Raw genomic sequence first — 15,855 nt, 5'->3', positions numbered from 1 at the left:
CTGCGTTCCTTAAACTAAGCCAAACATACTCATCGTATTATTCATCTGAGACATCACCTGCTGCAGCTGGGTAAACTGCTTCAGATAGCGGTTATAAGAGTTCTCATAACGGGTATTAATTTTGTCGCTGCGGTCGGTCAGCTGCGTTTCCTGACGATCCAATGATTCTTGACGGCCTTTGATCACGCCGTTGGTGTTATTCAGGTATTTATCCAGCGACTTATCCATCTTCTTGATAAGGCCGTCATCGCCGTTAAACAGCGCGGTCAGCTGCGTTGGATTATCTGTCAGCATTTTCTCGAGCTTTTCGCTATCGAGCTCTAACTTGCCGTCTTTATCGGCGGTGATCCCAAACTTAGTCATGTCCAGACCATCAATATTGGTACGAACCATGTTGTTCAGTTCACGCTCTAACGACGCAATTCCTGCGTCACCCGCAAAGGCTCCGCGATCTTTTCCACCGCTACCGCTAGCGGTTAATTTGCCGAGCGAATCACGCATTGTGTTGTAGGCATCAATGAACGCCTTCACCTGCGATTCGGTTTCACTGGTGTCGGTGTTAACGTTAATACGCAGCGGCGCATCGCCATCTTTCTGTGCCTGATTCAGTTCAACGGTCACACCGTCAATAACGCCGTCCAGCTTATTGGTGCTGTTAGTAATCTTTAGTCCGCTGTCTTTGCCACCCAGATAGACAACCGCATCCTGCGCTTTAGAAATAGTGGTGGTCTTACCCGTATCCATTTCAGCCGGGATGTTTCCACTCAGCTTGAGTTCGTTTTCTGCGCCAGTTTTATCACTGCTGAGCATTAACTTAACTTCACCGTCGGTACGGATCAGCGATGCGGTAATCGCCGGGCTTTTCTCCGAGCCATCGTTGGTTTTATTGATCGCTCGAGCCAGATCGGACATGGTTTCCAGACCATCCATCTCGATATCAATAGACTTACCATTAACCTCAAGCGTGAAAGTGCCCGTCGCGTTGTTAACGGCATCGTCGGTCATATCGTCGAACGCCACCTGATGCGAACCAGCCAACTGCTCAACGTAAAGGTTGTATGTGCCTTTCATGGCGTTGGAGTTCGCGGTGACATTCGCAATGTTGTCTAAACTGGTCGTGACCTTGTTGGTCAACAAGCCATTATTGGATTTATTCAGCGCCGTTAGCGCGGTGCGGAAATCCGTCATGGCACTTTTCAGCGCTTTCAACGCATCTTGTTGGCCCGTTAACGACGTTTGCTGTTTCTTCAGTGCAGCCTGCAATGCCATAACATCGTAGCTAGCCAACTGCGTTGCCATGGTCTGTGGGTCAATACTCGTGAAATCTGACATGCTGATCCTCCGGACACGCTGGCGAGTAGAAATGATTACCTATATATCCACAGGTAAAGCAAAGTACGTGCCAACTTTTTAGTTAAGTTAAATCAATGAGATGGGAGACTACCGGAAGGTGTTTTTCCTGATATTGACGGAAAGCGGAAATATTCCGGCAGAAATAAAAACACCGCCCAAGAGCGGTGTTTTTTGCATTATGACGTCATCGCTGATTAGCCCAGCAGAGACATCACCATGCCTGACATGCTGTTTGACTGCTTCAGCATAGACATGCTGGTCTGAGCCAACATCTGCTGACGCGTCATGGTCGATGCTTCTGATGCGAAATCAGCGTCACGGATGTTACCCAGCGCCAGCTCGGTGTTGTCCTGCATGTTTGCCAAGTTCGCAGAGGTGTGACCCAAACGGTTGATGTTCGCACCCAGAGATGAACGCAGGGAACCCACGTCTTTCAGCGCGCCTTCCAAATCAGCAATAGCACCTGAAGCGCTAGTTGCAGAATCCAGTTTCAACGCTCCCAGACCAGTGCCAGCAACTGGAGCACCGCTTGGGTTAGTCGTTGCTGCTGTACCGATAGTTTTGGTTAAACCGGACAACTGGCTAGAGACATTCACGTTCAGCGTTTCTGCATTGCTAGAACCGATCTGGAAGTTCAAGCCACTGGTGCTCGCCAGTCCAGTTGTGCCGCTCAGCAGTTTGGTACCGCCGTAGCTGGTGTTGCTCATGATGTTGCCCAACTCAGAGTTCAGCTGATCGAATTCAGACTGCAGGGATGCACGGTCTTCACTTGAGTTAGTATCGTTCGCTGCCTGCGTTGCTAGGTCTTTCATGCGGTACATGATGTTGCTCACTTCATCGAATGCACCTTCAGCGGTCTGCAGCATAGAGGTTGCATCGGCGATGTTACGTTTTGCAACGGTCATGCCGTTAGTCTGGCCCTGCAGACGAGAAGCGATCTGCATGCCTGCTGCGTCATCTGCCGCAGAGTTGATACGCTTGCCGGTACCCAGTCGTTCCATCGACGTAGACAGCAGGCTGTTAGATTTATTCAGCGCGTTCGTAGAAGCCATGGAAGAGGCATTGGTAAAGATAGATAAAGCCATTGTGTCGTCTCCTTCAGGGAATCCACCTATTTAGATTCCGCATCTCTCGTACTTATAGAAAACGACACACAGACTCTGAGAATTAAATCAGATGATAAAAAAATTAAACAAAATTTTTATTGGCTAATATTCATCGGCTAATAATGGTTACCTGATAGATACAAAAACACCGCCCTTAGGCGGTGTCTTCACGAGAGTAATGCGGGATATTAGCCCAGCAGAGACATCACCATGCCTGACATGCTGTTTGACTGCTTCAGCATAGACATGCTGGTCTGAGCCAACATCTGCTGACGCGTCATAGTCGATGCTTCTGATGCGAAATCGGCATCACGGATATTACCCAGCGCCAGCTCGGTATTGTCCTGCATGTTCGCCAAGTTCGCAGAGGTGTGACCCAAACGGTTGATGTTCGCACCCAACGTTGAACGCAGGGAACCCACGTCTTTCAGTGCGCCTTCAAGGCTTGAAATTGCGCCAGAAGCATTAGCCGCAGAATCCAGAGTCAACGCACCCAGACCAGTGCCTGGAACTGCACCACCGCTTGGGTTAGTCGTTGCTGCTGTACCGATAGTTTTGGTTAAGCCAGACAGCTGGCTAGAGACATTTACGTTCAGCGTTTCTGCATTGCTAGAACCGATCTGGAAGTTCAGGCCACTGGTGCTCGCCAAACCAGTTCCGCCACTCAGCAGTTTAGTACCGCCGAAGCTGGTGTTACCCATGATGTTGCCCAGCTCGGAGTTCAGCTGATCGAACTCTGACTGCAGGGATGCACGGTCTTCAGTTGAGTTAGTGTCGTTCGCAGCCTGCGTAGCCAGATCTTTCATGCGGTACATGATGTTGCTCACTTCGTCGAATGCACCTTCAGCGGTCTGCAGCATAGAGGTTGCATCGGCGATGTTACGTTTTGCGACGGTCATGCCGTTAGTCTGGCCCTGTAAACGAGAAGCGATCTGCATGCCTGCTGCGTCATCTGCCGCAGAGTTGATACGCTTGCCGGTACCCAGACGTTCCATCGACGTGGACAACAGGCTGTTAGATTTATTCAGCGCGTTCGTAGAAGCCATGGAAGAGGCATTGGTAAAGATAGATAAAGCCATTGTGTCGTCTCCTTCAGGGAATCCACCTATTTAGATTCCGCAATTCTTGTACTAAGAGAGAACGACACGTTGGCGATGAGAGTTAAATAGAAAATAAAAAAATCGTCACTTCAGTAATTAACTAGCAACTTCTTTCTTATATAGATAATCATATTTAAACAGACGTCCTCAATCACATCATTTCGACAAAATCGTCATCAATAATAAATAAATGCGCCCTTTATATTAAAACCCACATCTATATACCCACACTACAAAGCAGGGATTAATAAATTAAAATATTATTAATAGCGACACAAATCAGAAAATTCTTAAGCGAAAAATCTTGTTATTTTTACATCATTTTCACTTTATTTATAATTTCGGCGGACAATATTATTAGTTAAATTAACCCACAATTAATCACGCTAAGCACATACAAAAAGATCACGTATTTCACAAATGGAATACAAAGGTATCTTAAAGGTACTATGCATTTACCTATAGACATATTTGGTCATAACTCCAGCGTAGAAATAGAGCAACAGGCCTTGCGTGTTGGTATTTGTTCGCGTAAAACAGTGTTCTCGGAAGAGAATCTTCCTAAATGAGATCGATATTGACCAGACACCTTCCCTTAAAAAAGACGCTGTTTGGAACGCTTTCGGGCATAAGAACACGATGTTCTTCAGTCCCCCACCGCAGCGAGCGGCAATTCATTGACGAATTATAAACGGACTTTTTAACCCAATTTGCGTTAAGAGAAGCTCATTTGATCTCTCTAAAATACAATTATTTTACACATTAATGGTTTAATACCTCTGTAATTAAATGAATAAACGCTACTGTTCTGTTAATGATTGGCTCCTGGAAATTTCATCCGGTTCAATATTGCATTTAAATACCGGAGAAAGAAAAAGACTAGGTGAATACCAATTAAAGCTATTAGATATCCTGACTCAACATGCAGGAGAAATCCTCTCACGCGAAGAGCTAACCAATATGGTTTGGGAAAGGCGCGTTATAGGAAATAATAGCCTTCCTAATGCGGTTCATGCTTTACGCGTTGCTCTAGAAGATGATGGAAAACAACAAAAAATAATCAAAACCATACCTAAAAAAGGTTATTTGCTGGAATCATCTTATTGCCGCTGTATTGAAACAGATGCATTAAATGAGAATGAGAATATTACTGATATACCTCATGAAGGTATTTCCACAGATTCAAGCATTTATAATGATGAAGAGGCATCGCCTAATGCCCTTAGCGTAGAACCTGTTTCTCCGGCTATCAATCCTGACTCCGGGTATTCTCAGGAAACGCCCCAGCCAGACGAGCTTCAGCCAGCCAGAAAGCATTCATGGTTAGCCTATATGGTTCTCATTTTGGTCGCCGTGCTGGTCAGCGCCGCGATGGGCTATAAATACCTGTCGCTTAATAATATAACGCTGGCTGCCGCTCAGCAGGAAAACAACGTCTACAGCAACATCCGGTTGTATCAGATCGTGCAAGACGGCGACACAGCGACATCCAAAGATTCACTTTATACCAAGCTGAAAGGCACGCTCTACCAACTCAATCAGCATTTGAAGACCAAAAACACCTATATGGATGTTTACTACAAGGTTTCTGACCAAGTGCTGAACTACACGTTTTCAGTGGAAACCACCTGCGCCAACCAGCAGCTCGCGATGACGATCTACCATTGGCGAACCGATACACGTCAGCTTAACAACCTGATTTTTCGTGAAACAGTGAGAAAAATAAATGAAATCCCAGCCTGTCAGAGCCAATAAGCTGATATGGATGCTAAGCCTGCTTATTTTGTTAATAGGAATATTAGGATACACCGCATTATCAGTCGCAACGCCAAGCCTTAAACCTAGACAGGGTACGGTACAAATGGGGTTTTACGATCTGATGTCTCAGCAGAAAGAGCTCTATGATTCCCATTTAACCTCAGTGAATGGCACCATTCTCAACACCATCACTAACCCAAACGACACCCGCTTTGTGGTGAAAGGGAAATTTACTGAAACTCATCGCGAGCTAGGCAAAGTGTACTACCTCTACTCGCAGATTTATTACAGTAAGCCTCAGCGACGTCTGATGATCGATGGGCTGATTGATTTCTTGCAGAATAATGAAGTGTGGATGATACCGCTGAAGCTTGATGGCCAGCCGTTGGTGATTGGGCAAACCGGGATGATATTTTTATATCCTTTGGGGCAGTGATTTAATCTCCCTTCATAACCCCCCCTCCCAGCCAAGAAAAAGGCTAGGGCTAAAACCCCCTCCCAACATCACCGAACGGTTCCCTCCCCTGCCAAGGGGAGGGTTAGGGTGGGGTCATCGGGGCATTATCCCAACAAATTCTTCACTGTACCCAAGCGTACGTTGGCCTGCGCACTTAGTGCCTGATTGAGGCTAGAAAACTGGCTGCTGCTGTTTTGCAGATGTTCGCCTAATGCCTGAGATACCGCCAGCGCCTGCTGCGGCTCATACGGCGTGGCCATTCCCTCAATACGCGTACGAACACGCTCTTGCTGGAAACGTAATTTCCCACGCTGATGGGTAATTTGCTCCAGCGCAGTTAATACTTCTGTTCCCCGCTCACGCAAGCGCTCTGGCTGCGCCGCAATTTGTTTGAGCACGTCGCCAATCGCGGGCTCTGGCTTTGGAGTTAGTGAAGAAAACGTTGAGTTAAAACGCTTTCCCTCACCGCGCACGCTTAAATGCGTGCTCACGCGCTCCCAACGCGACTCATCGACGCTGAATGTGACATCTCCCGTGCTATCTTGGCGGGCATGCACCCCAAAACGCCCCAGTCCTTGATTCAAACGCATTATGGCCTGACGCTCAGAGCTATTTTGCGTAAGCGATACCGCAGCCATTTCTCGTTTGTTGCCACCGAGAGAGAAAACCAACGTCTCTGCATCTCCGCCCTGCAACAGTTTCTCTCCGTCTGGCAGCGCAAAATTCACCTGAGTTTTGCCTTCCAGCTTCACGTTGAAATGTCGATCAACGGTGTTGCCGGAAAGCTGCGCGCGATTATCCAGCAAACTTTGCAACCCTTTAGCCTGCTGACGAATGGTATCTGGCCGAGTTTGGCTATGAGTTGCTGAATGGCGTAGCTGCAAGAGCTGGCTTTCCGTTTGCGATAGAAAACTGTCTGCCTGCTGAACCGCCGTTAATTGCTGGTTCAACTGAACGTTATAGCGCAGCGGGCGCGCTGAGATTAGCGGTGATTCAGGAAAGCTGGCCGGTGAGGCTGACGTCGTATCTGTAATGCCACGATTGCGAACCGACTGTGGGGCATCAATACCTCCCCGCGTCAGCGGGGAAGTGGTTGAGGTTTGTAACGAGGAAGTGCTAAGACCAACTTGCATATCAATTACATCATGCTAAAAAGTGAGAGCTGACTAATCATGCTGTAGGTTTTATTCGAAACCTGCATCGAGTTGTAATACAGCTGAAAATTGACCGACGCCGTGGCCATATCTAAACCAGACAAATCTTTGGCAACCATATCATTGGCCGTTTTCACATCGGTGTGTGCATCATCCAGCATCGTTAAACGATTTTGACGACCACCCAGATCGGTAAAAATAGCAGCCACGTCGTCTGAAGAATCTTTCACGGCGCCCATCAGCGTATTGAGCTCATCCGCATAGTCAGAAGCGGGAATATTAGGATCCTGCATTTTATCGCTGAGCGACTTCAGCTGATTCAACAAGTCCAGATCGTTGCCGCTACTCGAAAAAGCCCCGCTCAGGTTGGTATTTTCAGTGATGCTCACGCCGTTAGCCACCGCCGTTTCACGCGTGCCGTCGTTACCATTGTATTCATAGCTCTGAGTGGTTTCGTTCCACACTACCGGTTTCTGATCGGTTTTGGTGCCAGAAAACAGATAGCGACCGTCCTCGTTTTTCGAGTTCAGAGTAGCCACCAGAGAGTCGAGCATAGAGCCAATCTCTTTGCCAAAGCCGGACATGTCTTCGCTGCTATGGGTATCGTTAGACGCCGCCAACAGTTTGTCATTGAGTGACATCAGCTGATTACTCAGCGCCGTCACGTGCGATTCCTGCATCGATAGGTTGCCGGACAAACGCGAAATATTGCTCTGATACTGAGTGATCGCTGACTGCTCGCGGTTAAGCTGCACCATACGCGAACTGGCGATGGGATCGTCAGACGGAACGTTGACGCGCTGCAATGTCGACATCTGCTGCATCAGTTTATTCATCTGGGTGCCGTTTTTTCCCATCTGATAGGTCATCATATTGGCGTTGTAGAGGCCGCTGACTCGCATGTTAATTCCTTATTTTTATCAGAGCAGATTCAGTAAATCGGAGAAGATCTGGTTACCCGCAGCAATCACCTTCATGTTTGACTGGTAGGCATTCATGTAAACCTGAAGATTAATCGCTTCTTCGTCCTGATCGACTGCGCTGAGGTTATCACGCTGATTCTGCGCTTCTACATAGACAGATATGGCTGCTTCGGCTTCGGTCTGGTTCTCACGACTGGCGATACCGATAGAGCTAATAATCGCGGCAGCACCTTCATTGATGCTCATATTGCCCATACCGCCGATATCCACTTTCTTGTTTTTCAGTTCAATCAGTAAATTCAGGTTATCGCCGTTACCCGTTTCATCATCTTTACCTGAAAGCGCCAGCTCATCGGGTTTGATGTCGGTGATAGTCAACATGCCCGCGGGATTACTCAAATCGAAATTAAACAGCGGCTTACCCGGTTGCCCCTTAAGGTCGAAACCTTGTCCGAGCTGATCGTTGAACATGGTCGCGATAGATTCCGCCATGCCCTGAACTGACTCCTGCATTTCTTTGAGCGTACCCTGCTCATAATCATTCAGCGCGCCAAGCTGACCGCCGGTTGCCGGATTAATCGTGTATTCAGAACCGGCATATTTCAGGGTCAGTAGCTGGCTGCCATCGGGTTGAGTGGTCGTGGCAAGCTGCCCCGAACTCCGTCCATTGACCAATGGCTGACCATTTGGCAAGGCGACCGTGTAATTCCCTTTAGCATCCTCGCTGACTTTCACGTCAACCATGCTGCTCATCTGTTTCACCAGCTCATCACGCTGATCGCGCAGCACGTTGGTGTTACCGCCGGTGGCTTCAAGCTCAGCAATTTTCTGGTTGTAGCCTGCGATGTTCGAGCTCAGCGTATTCACGCTGTCTACCGTGGCATTGCGCTGGCTATTGATTGACGTTTTCTGGCTAGTAATAAAATTATTAATGTTATTAAAACGCGTCGCCATCGACTGCGCTTCGTTGATCAATTGCTGGCGCAGCGCGGGGGAATCAGGCTGCGTGGTGAGCTCATTAAGCGAGGCAAAAAGCTTATCGATACCGTTGCCCAAACTGGTGGTATCCGTGCCAATCACCGACTCCAACGCACCAATGTACTTTTGCCCGGAATCATAATAGTTAGCTTTACTGTTGGTGCCCCATACCTGACTGGTCAAATACTGATCCGAGATACGGCGAATACTGTCAACCTGAACGCCGTTACCCGCCGACAGTCCCACTGAGCCCATCGGCCCTACGGCGCTTTGCAAAATACCTTGGCGGCTATAGCCCGGCGTTAAGGCATTCTGAACGTTCATACCAACGGTATTCATACCTAACTTGGCGGCTTGAAGGCCGCTGTAAGCGTTACTGATTAAACTCATAATGATTCCTGTCCGCGGCTAAGTACTGGGATAACGGGCGTTTCAAGCTCTACGGGCTCTTGCGCTTCTACAGGATCAGAAGCGACATTTTCGCTCTCAATCTTAAGCGCGCGTTCCATTCCCTTAACCTGAGGATCGAGCTGGTTAATCAGCATGGTGGCAATTCCACTGCTGCGCTGTGAAGCCAGCTGCGAGGCCAGTTTGTCATCATAAAAATCACGCATCATGCGCTGCTGCTTACTGTTGAACGGATCATCATCTGCCGCTAACGCATCCGAAGCTTTACGCATCTGCTGCATCATCGAACGCAGGAACATTGCTTCAAACTGCTCGGCGGCCTGATCTAAATTCTGTGCTTTCAGCGTGCCGGTGAAATCTCCCGGCAGCACGGTACTTTGGCGATTAATGGCATCAATCATGGTTTTTTTCCTTAAATAACCACGAGTTCAGCGTCTAACGCGCCTGCTTCGTGTAATGCCTGTAAGATCGCCATGGTGTCATCCGGCGCGGCTCCTAAGCTATTGATGGTGTTCACGATGCTACGCAGGCTGGTGCCTGCGGCAACGGTCACCATCTGGCCTTGGCCTCGGCTCACATCAATATCGCTTTGTGGCGTAGTGACCGTCTCACCGTTGCTGAAGGCATTAGGTTGGCTCACATTGCGACTTTCGCGAATGCTGACGGTTAAATTGCCGTGAGATACCGCGGCCGCCCGCACCACAACGCCATCTCCAATCACTACCGTGCCGGTTCGTGCGTTAAACACCACGCGAGGCGGCTGTTTACCGGCGTTAATCTGCACGTCTTCCAGCATCGACATAAAGGCCACGCGAGCGCCTGCGTCCTGCGGCGCTCTCACCACCACGTTGGTCGCGCTTTGCGCCGTTGCGGTATTTGCACCAAAGGCCTGATTCAGCGCCACGGCAACGTTGTTCGCCGTTTTAAAACTCGGGCGTTTCAAATTCAGCGTAACCAAATTGCTTACCTGAAAATCACTAGGAATTTCACGTTCAATCGAGGCCCCGTTTGGCACCCGCCCAACGGTTGGCGTGTTCATGGTGATGCTGGAACCGCTATCGCCTTCGGCTTTAAAACCGCCGACCACCACGTTGCCCTGAGCCAATGCATAAACTTCACCGTCGGCACCGCGCAGCTGGGTCAGCAGCAACGTACCACCGCGTAAGCTTTTGGCGTCACCGATAGAGGAAACGGTGATATCAACGGACTGCCCGCGCGCATACATCGGAGGCAGCGTGGCGCTAATTGCCACCGCCGCCACGTTTTTCACCTTAGGGTCAATCTTAGCCGGTAGCTGTACGCCAAACTGACGCAGCATATTGGTGACCGATTGGCTGGTGAACTTCACCTGATTTTTGTCGCCGGTGCCGTCCAAACCCACCACCAAACTGTAACCAATCAGTTGGTTACCACGAACGCCTTGCACATCCACCAGCGAGCCTAGCGGCTGCGCCAATGACATTGAACTCCACAGGAGGGCGACAACCAGCGTAAGGAATCTGCACATGTTGAACATCTCCTGAATTAAATAGGGAACAGCGGATGGTTAAAGATCCGCGTCAACCAGCCGGCTGAGTTGGAATCACTTAACGCACCACGACCTGCATACGAGATACGAGCGTTCGCAATACGCTGCGACGAAATGGTGTTATCGCGCTCGATATCATCGGTTCGAACCAATCCGGTGACGCGCATATACTCATCGCCCTGATTTAAGGTCAGCCACTTCTCGCCGCGTACCACTAAAACCCCGTTAGCCAAGATTTTATGTACTGCCACGGTAATAGAACCGCGCAGCATATTTTGCTGGGCGGAAGAGGCATTGCCGTTAAAGGAGCGATCGGCACCGATAGAACCACTCAGCTTATCCACTGCGTGGCCAAAGGCTTCCGGTGCGGCGATAGACGCATCATTCTTCTTGCCGAAGTTGGTGCGCGCCTGTTTGCTGGACTGCGTAGACTCATCAAGTCGTACCGTCAGAATATCGCCCACGCGGTATGCACGGCGATCTTGGGTCAGAGACCAGTTGTAACCGGCGTTGTATAGCCCGCCACCCTGCACTGCAACCGGCTGCTGCAGTATTTCCTCTGGCGGCGCATAGGCCGCATCATCCTTGTGTACCAGCAGCGCAGGGCTTTCACAGCCCGCTAGCGCCATCAACAGGACACACATCAACATCTGCTTTTTCATAACGTTCTTCGCTTTACTCTTTCACCAAGCCGCCGTTACAGCGACTGAGTGACAAACTTCAACATATCATCTGCAGCCGAAACCATTTTCGCGTTCATTTCGTAGGCGCGCTGAACGGTGATCATGTCGACCATCTCTTCAACAACCTGTACGTTTGAACCTTCCAGTGTTCCCTGCTCCAACTGTCCAAGGGCATCTTCACCCGGCACACCTTCCACGGCTTCGCCGCTGGCCGCCGTTTCACGATAAAGATTGCCGCCAACCGCTTCTAATCCGGCCGGATTAACAAAATTCACCAGCGTGATTTGCCCAAGCTCTACCGGATCGGCTTCGCCACCCACGGTCGCAGACACGGTGCCGTCTTTGGCAATCGACAGCTCTTTGGTGTTGGCCGGAAGCTCAATCGCAGGCACCAACGGTAAGCCTGCGGCGTTGGTCACCACGCCGTCGGCGTTGAGTTGTAGGTTGCCTGCACGCGTGTAGGCGATATCGCCATCTGGCGTTTCTACCTGGAAGAAACCTTGGCCCGTAATCGCCACGTCCATCTGCTGCTTGGTGATCTGCATGCTGCCCACGGAGAACTCTTTTTGAGTCCCCACGATTTTCACGCCGGTGCCGTACTGAATACCGGTTGGAGCCACGTTGTTCTGATCAAGCTGCGCGCCCGGAGCTCGCTGAGTTTGGTAGAACAGATCGTCAAACATCACGCGGTCGCGTTTGAAACCGGTGGTATTCACGTTTGCCAAGTTATTGGAAATGGCGCTCATTTTGGCGTCTTGCGCTGCAAGGCCGGTTTTACTGATCCATAAAGCTGGATTCATGATTTATTCCTTAATTTAGCTGCCACGGATCAGTCGATTACCGGCTGTCGCCAAATCTTCTGCGGCTTTCATCATCTTGATTTGGGCTTCAAATTGGCGGTTCAGAGCAATACTGGAAACCATTTCGCTAATCGCTGAAATATTGCTGCTTTCCAGATGTCCGGCGGTGATTTCAACAGCATCGCTGCGTGGGTTATTCCGCGTGGCGCTAATCAATAAGCCGTCGGCGTCTTTTGAAAGCTGATCCGCAGGAATATCCACCAGCTTGATACGATCGACATCCATGGCCGCGTTGACGTCACCGTCTTGCGGAACAATCGTGATGGTGCCGTCATCGCCAATGGAAAGATCGGAAAACGGCGGCAATACCACCGGACCGGTTTCACCAATCACGGGGCGGCCGTTAATGGTTAAATCACCATCAGGGCTGACATCCATCTGACCGTTGCGGGTATAAACTTCGCGATTGCCGCTACCCACGGCGATCAGCCCATTGCCTTTGATGGCAATATCCAGCTCACGCCCGGTATCTCTCACCGCGCCCGGCGTCATATCCACACCGCTGTTTTGCTCCTGCACCAGATAGCGCGAGTCGTAGCCCGACCCCGCCACCTGCTGGGATAAAGCGCTTTCTAAGTCACCACGAAATCCGCTGGTGTTCACGTTCGCCAGATTATTGGAATGAATCTGCTGCTGTGACAGGCTGCGGTTAGCGCCGCTAACGGCGGTATAAATTAAGTGATCCATTAGACCGCCTGGAACAGAGCCGACATCATGCTGTCATTGGTGCTGATAACTTTGGTGTTGGCCTGATAGTTGCGCTGTGCGGTCATCAAACCCACCAGCTCGGCGGTTAAGTCCACATTGGATTCCTCCAGTGCGCTCGCCTTGATAGAACCTAACAGGCCAGAACCCGGCGCGCCGGTCAGCGGTGTACCCGATGCGGAAGTTTGCGCCCACGTAGTACCATCTTGTGAAGCCAGTCCATCTGGGTTGGTAAAGTTGGCCAGAATCAGCTGGCCTTGCAGCATACGTTCGCCGTTCGAGAAGGTGGCATAAACAAAGCCTTCTTCATCAATCTGCTGACCCGTTTTTTCGCCAGATGCGTAGCCATCACCTTTGTTTTTGGTCACTGAGAAGTCGGAACCAAATTGCGTCGTTCCCGCGTAGTTCAGCTCGAGATCCAGATCTTCAGCCCCAGGTATCGACAGTGAAATGCCGACGGCCCCATTTGGTACTTCCATCACGCCCTGAGCGCTAAAGGAAATCATCTGGGTAGCCCCTTTGGTTGGGTCAGTCGCATCGGGAACAGGCTCACCATCCATGTAGTAATGGCTGGTCCAGGTGTTATCTGCGTTCTTAACAAAATACTGCGACAACGTGTGCTCACGACCCAAAGAGTCATAAACCTGCGTGGTGTAGGTATTGTTGTATGAAGAGCTGTCTTTCGGATCTAACGGCGTGACCTTAGGTACTTCGGCGTTAGCATCCAAGTTAGCCGTAAACTCCAGCCCGTTGGTGGCTTTGGCAGGGATCGCGCCGCTGCTGATATTCAGGTTACCGACGTTACCCACCTGTAATACGCCGTTGGTATCAACCGGATAACCTTGCAAATTCATACCCTGTCGATTGACCAGATTACCGTTGGTATCTGTACCGAAATAACCTGCACGGGTATAGGCCTCTGTACCTGCGCTATCGCGCACCACGAAGAAACCGTTGCCAGAAATCGCCAGATCCAGCGCGCTTGAAGAGGCCATGATATTACCGCCACGGGTAATACTTTGCGTAACGCCACTCACGCCCACGCCCAGCGGCTGAGACTGCGCATACAGCGCAGAAAACTCCGCACGGCCAGACTTAAACCCTACGGTGCCGGAGTTAGCAATGTTGTTACTGATAGCGCTAAGCTGCTGAGTGATGGCGTTCAAGCCTGAGGTTGCAATACTAAAGCTCATAAAATCTTTCCTGATCTAAATTGGATTAGTGTTCGAAAGTGTTCCGTTTTCGAAATTACGCTTTGCGCGTGTCGGTATTATTGGATGGACTATTCATCCCAAACTGGCTGATGTAGTTATAAGGAACCTCACCCAGCCCAGCGATATTCAACATGGTGGCACTGCCATCCAATGGAATACGCACGTTGTTAACCACGCCACCCACCTCAATTGGAACCGACTCTTCGCCGGTATCCGTTACCACGCTGAGCGTGTACTTGCCTTCAGTCAGCCCCAGCTCTTTAGGGTCAATTTTGAAATCAACCTGCCCGGCTTCCTGCTGGCCCAGCTCAATTTTGTGCTCAGTGCCGGCTTCGTCTTTGACATACACCGTGACCACGCCCGCGGCGTGATCCAGTGACAGACGGCCGTCAATCACCGTACTGCCGTCAGTTTCAATTTTGTCGGTCTGAACCATCACCTTCTGCCCCACCAAGTTGCCGGTAGACAGGGTTTGCAGGTTATCCATCAACACCGCATTGTTTTGCATCAGCGCAGACATAGACTCCATCGACTGCACCTGAGACAGCTGCGCCAACTGGCTAACGTACTCGGTACCATCGGTTGGGTTCAGCGGATCCTGATTTTGGATCTGCGCAACCAATAGCGTCATAAACAGGTTGTTCATGCTCGCGGCGCTGTTATCGTTGCTGGCAACACGGCTGTTATTGCTAGCTGTATCCGCATAGCTCTGCGCGTCATTTACGTTCATGCTTAGGCTTCTCCAAGTCTCAGCAGGCTCTGCTGCATACTTTTCACACTGTTAAGAACTTCGACGTTAGTCTCGAAGCTACGGGATGCCGACATCATGTCGGCCATCTCTTCCACAACGTTAACGTCGGGATAAAAGACATAACCCTGATCGTTGGCCATGGGATGATTCGGCTCATAGCGCTGCACTGCGCCACCGGTTTCAACCACGTCCATAATTTGCACACGCGCGCCGGCCAAGGCTTTGTTGTCCATCAGCTCGCTGTTTTGGTACACCGCGGCAAACACGGGGCGGCGAGCTTTATACACGGCCCCCTCGTTGTCCGCTGGCGACTCCGCGTTCGCCAGATTACTGGCGATGGTGTTCAGACGGACGGTTTGCGCCGTCATTGCTGAACCAGAAACGCGATAAATATCCGTAAATGCCATTGTCCGTTGTTACCTAAATCAATTACTTACCGTCAATTGCCTTTTTAAGGCCCACAAACTTCATGTTTAAAAACGCTAAGCTGGTTTGGTAATCCAGCGCGTTTTTCGAGAACTCAGCCTGCTCAACGTCCAGAGCAACGGTGTTGCCATCGCTAGCGGGCTGATAAGGCACGCGATATTTGAGTTCTGCCGAGTTGTTGGTCGAAAAGTTCAAACTCGAACGTTGCATCTCAGCGGCAAAATCAATATCTTTAGCCTGAAAGTTTGGGGTGTCGACGTTAGCTAAGTTCGCCGATAACAGCTCTGCTCGGGAAAGTCGAAGCTGTACCGCCTGTGGATGAACACCTAATGCCTTGTCAAAACTTAAGCCCACTGAAACTTCCTCTCATCACGTCGTTGTAAAATGTTGTTTCTCTGTCATTTACTGCTGTCCGCCACTGATATAGCAATTACCATGCCAGAGTTATAAC

At 50.0% G+C, this 15,855-nt stretch carries 16 protein-coding genes and 1 pseudogene; 2 read left to right on the top strand and 15 right to left on the bottom strand.

Annotated elements, in window-relative coordinates:
- Positions 1–9 precede the first annotated feature (9 nt).
- From fliD to BN1044_RS17910, 3 genes are all read right to left on the bottom strand, one after another.
- Complete coding sequence (gene fliD / locus BN1044_RS17920; protein ID WP_072309820.1) at positions 10–1,332, bottom strand: flagellar filament capping protein FliD; 1,323 nt, start codon at positions 1,330–1,332, stop codon at positions 10–12.
- Between the two features lie 215 nt (positions 1,333–1,547).
- Positions 1,548–2,438, bottom strand: coding sequence for a flagellin N-terminal helical domain-containing protein (locus BN1044_RS17915; protein WP_072309819.1), 891 nt, complete (start codon positions 2,436–2,438; stop codon positions 1,548–1,550).
- 209 nt (positions 2,439–2,647) lie between these two features.
- Positions 2,648–3,538, bottom strand: coding sequence for a flagellin N-terminal helical domain-containing protein (locus tag BN1044_RS17910; RefSeq protein ID WP_072309818.1), 891 nt, complete (start codon positions 3,536–3,538; stop codon positions 2,648–2,650).
- An 810-nt stretch (positions 3,539–4,348) separates the two neighbouring features.
- Here BN1044_RS17910 and BN1044_RS17905 point away from each other — a divergent pair.
- Together BN1044_RS17905 and BN1044_RS17900 are read left to right on the top strand one after the other, a co-directional pair.
- The gene (locus BN1044_RS17905) at positions 4,349–5,314 is read left to right on the top strand and encodes a winged helix-turn-helix domain-containing protein (RefSeq protein WP_072309817.1); all 966 of its coding nucleotides are present in this window, start codon (positions 4,349–4,351) and stop codon (positions 5,312–5,314) included.
- Entirely contained in the window at positions 5,286–5,753 is a 468-nt protein-coding gene (locus tag BN1044_RS17900) for a hypothetical protein (protein ID WP_081329615.1), read from the top strand. Before BN1044_RS17905 ends, BN1044_RS17900 begins: the two co-directional genes overlap by 29 nt.
- A gap of 125 nt (positions 5,754–5,878) precedes the next feature.
- Here BN1044_RS17900 and BN1044_RS17895 read toward each other — a convergent pair whose 3' ends face one another.
- The 12 genes and pseudogenes from BN1044_RS17895 to BN1044_RS17840 all read right to left on the bottom strand — a co-directional run bounded on the left by BN1044_RS17895 (position 5,879) and on the right by BN1044_RS17840 (position 15,758).
- Positions 5,879–6,907 (bottom strand): hypothetical protein, encoded by a 1,029-nt coding sequence (locus BN1044_RS17895; protein WP_072309816.1) that lies wholly within the window; start codon positions 6,905–6,907, stop codon positions 5,879–5,881.
- 5 nt (positions 6,908–6,912) lie between these two features.
- A complete protein-coding gene (gene flgL, locus BN1044_RS17890) occupies positions 6,913–7,830 on the bottom strand; it encodes a flagellar hook-associated protein FlgL (RefSeq protein WP_072309815.1) in 918 nt (305 codons plus the stop codon).
- A gap of 18 nt (positions 7,831–7,848) precedes the next feature.
- Positions 7,849–9,219 carry a flagellar hook-associated protein FlgK gene (flgK, locus tag BN1044_RS17885; RefSeq protein WP_072309814.1) on the bottom strand — a complete coding sequence of 457 codons (1,371 nt, stop codon included), beginning with the start codon at positions 9,217–9,219 and terminating at the stop codon, positions 7,849–7,851.
- 137 nt (positions 9,220–9,356) lie between these two features.
- Positions 9,357–9,638, bottom strand: a pseudogene (locus BN1044_RS17880) (rod-binding protein); the annotation flags it as partial.
- A gap of 11 nt (positions 9,639–9,649) precedes the next feature.
- Complete coding sequence (locus tag BN1044_RS17875; RefSeq protein ID WP_072309812.1) at positions 9,650–10,744, bottom strand: flagellar basal body P-ring protein FlgI; 1,095 nt, start codon at positions 10,742–10,744, stop codon at positions 9,650–9,652.
- A 17-nt stretch (positions 10,745–10,761) separates the two neighbouring features.
- Positions 10,762–11,427, bottom strand: a complete 666-nt coding sequence (flgH, locus tag BN1044_RS17870) for a flagellar basal body L-ring protein FlgH (protein ID WP_025799651.1) — start codon at positions 11,425–11,427, stop codon at positions 10,762–10,764.
- 35 nt (positions 11,428–11,462) lie between these two features.
- Positions 11,463–12,248 carry a flagellar basal-body rod protein FlgG gene (gene flgG / locus BN1044_RS17865; protein WP_072309811.1) on the bottom strand — a complete coding sequence of 262 codons (786 nt, stop codon included), beginning with the start codon at positions 12,246–12,248 and terminating at the stop codon, positions 11,463–11,465.
- Between the two features lie 15 nt (positions 12,249–12,263).
- Positions 12,264–12,995, bottom strand: coding sequence for a flagellar basal-body rod protein FlgF (flgF, locus tag BN1044_RS17860; RefSeq protein WP_072309810.1), 732 nt, complete (start codon positions 12,993–12,995; stop codon positions 12,264–12,266).
- Positions 12,995–14,206: a flagellar hook protein FlgE gene (flgE, locus tag BN1044_RS17855; protein WP_072309809.1), complete on the bottom strand. Its 1,212-nt coding sequence runs from the start codon at positions 14,204–14,206 to the stop codon at positions 12,995–12,997. Before flgE ends, flgF begins: the two co-directional genes overlap by 1 nt.
- Before the next feature lie 55 nt (positions 14,207–14,261).
- Positions 14,262–14,957: a flagellar hook assembly protein FlgD gene (flgD, locus tag BN1044_RS17850; protein WP_072309808.1), complete on the bottom strand. Its 696-nt coding sequence runs from the start codon at positions 14,955–14,957 to the stop codon at positions 14,262–14,264.
- A gap of 2 nt (positions 14,958–14,959) precedes the next feature.
- A complete protein-coding gene (flgC, locus tag BN1044_RS17845; protein ID WP_046360813.1) occupies positions 14,960–15,385 on the bottom strand; it encodes a flagellar basal body rod protein FlgC in 426 nt (141 codons plus the stop codon).
- Between the two features lie 22 nt (positions 15,386–15,407).
- A complete protein-coding gene (locus BN1044_RS17840) occupies positions 15,408–15,758 on the bottom strand; it encodes a flagellar basal body protein (protein WP_025799662.1) in 351 nt (116 codons plus the stop codon).
- Positions 15,759–15,855 lie beyond the last annotated feature (97 nt).

Origin of the sequence: Hafnia alvei (assembly GCF_900095695.1) — a bacterium.
GTDB lineage: Bacteria > Pseudomonadota > Gammaproteobacteria > Enterobacterales > Enterobacteriaceae > Hafnia > Hafnia alvei_B.
This window is presented reverse-complemented; position numbering and strand designations above follow the sequence as displayed.

Excerpts from the sequence above, each read along its gene's own strand:
- fliD (WP_072309820.1), bottom strand. The coding sequence starts at position 1,332 with ATGTCAGATTTCACGAGTATTGACCCACAGACCATGGCAACGCAGTTG.
- BN1044_RS17915 (WP_072309819.1), bottom strand. The coding sequence starts at position 2,438 with ATGGCTTTATCTATCTTTACCAATGCCTCTTCCATGGCTTCTACGAAC.
- BN1044_RS17910 (WP_072309818.1), bottom strand. The coding sequence starts at position 3,538 with ATGGCTTTATCTATCTTTACCAATGCCTCTTCCATGGCTTCTACGAAC.
- BN1044_RS17905 (WP_072309817.1), top strand. The coding sequence starts at position 4,349 with ATGAATAAACGCTACTGTTCTGTTAATGATTGGCTCCTGGAAATTTCA.
- BN1044_RS17900 (WP_081329615.1), top strand. The coding sequence starts at position 5,286 with ATGAAATCCCAGCCTGTCAGAGCCAATAAGCTGATATGGATGCTAAGC.
- BN1044_RS17895 (WP_072309816.1), bottom strand. The coding sequence starts at position 6,907 with ATGCAAGTTGGTCTTAGCACTTCCTCGTTACAAACCTCAACCACTTCC.
- flgL (WP_072309815.1), bottom strand. The coding sequence starts at position 7,830 with ATGCGAGTCAGCGGCCTCTACAACGCCAATATGATGACCTATCAGATG.
- flgK (WP_072309814.1), bottom strand. The coding sequence starts at position 9,219 with ATGAGTTTAATCAGTAACGCTTACAGCGGCCTTCAAGCCGCCAAGTTA.
- BN1044_RS17875 (WP_072309812.1), bottom strand. The coding sequence starts at position 10,744 with ATGTGCAGATTCCTTACGCTGGTTGTCGCCCTCCTGTGGAGTTCAATG.
- flgH (WP_025799651.1), bottom strand. The coding sequence starts at position 11,427 with ATGAAAAAGCAGATGTTGATGTGTGTCCTGTTGATGGCGCTAGCGGGC.
- flgG (WP_072309811.1), bottom strand. The coding sequence starts at position 12,248 with ATGAATCCAGCTTTATGGATCAGTAAAACCGGCCTTGCAGCGCAAGAC.
- flgF (WP_072309810.1), bottom strand. The coding sequence starts at position 12,995 with ATGGATCACTTAATTTATACCGCCGTTAGCGGCGCTAACCGCAGCCTG.
- flgE (WP_072309809.1), bottom strand. The coding sequence starts at position 14,206 with ATGAGCTTTAGTATTGCAACCTCAGGCTTGAACGCCATCACTCAGCAG.
- flgD (WP_072309808.1), bottom strand. The coding sequence starts at position 14,957 with ATGAACGTAAATGACGCGCAGAGCTATGCGGATACAGCTAGCAATAAC.
- flgC (WP_046360813.1), bottom strand. The coding sequence starts at position 15,385 with ATGGCATTTACGGATATTTATCGCGTTTCTGGTTCAGCAATGACGGCG.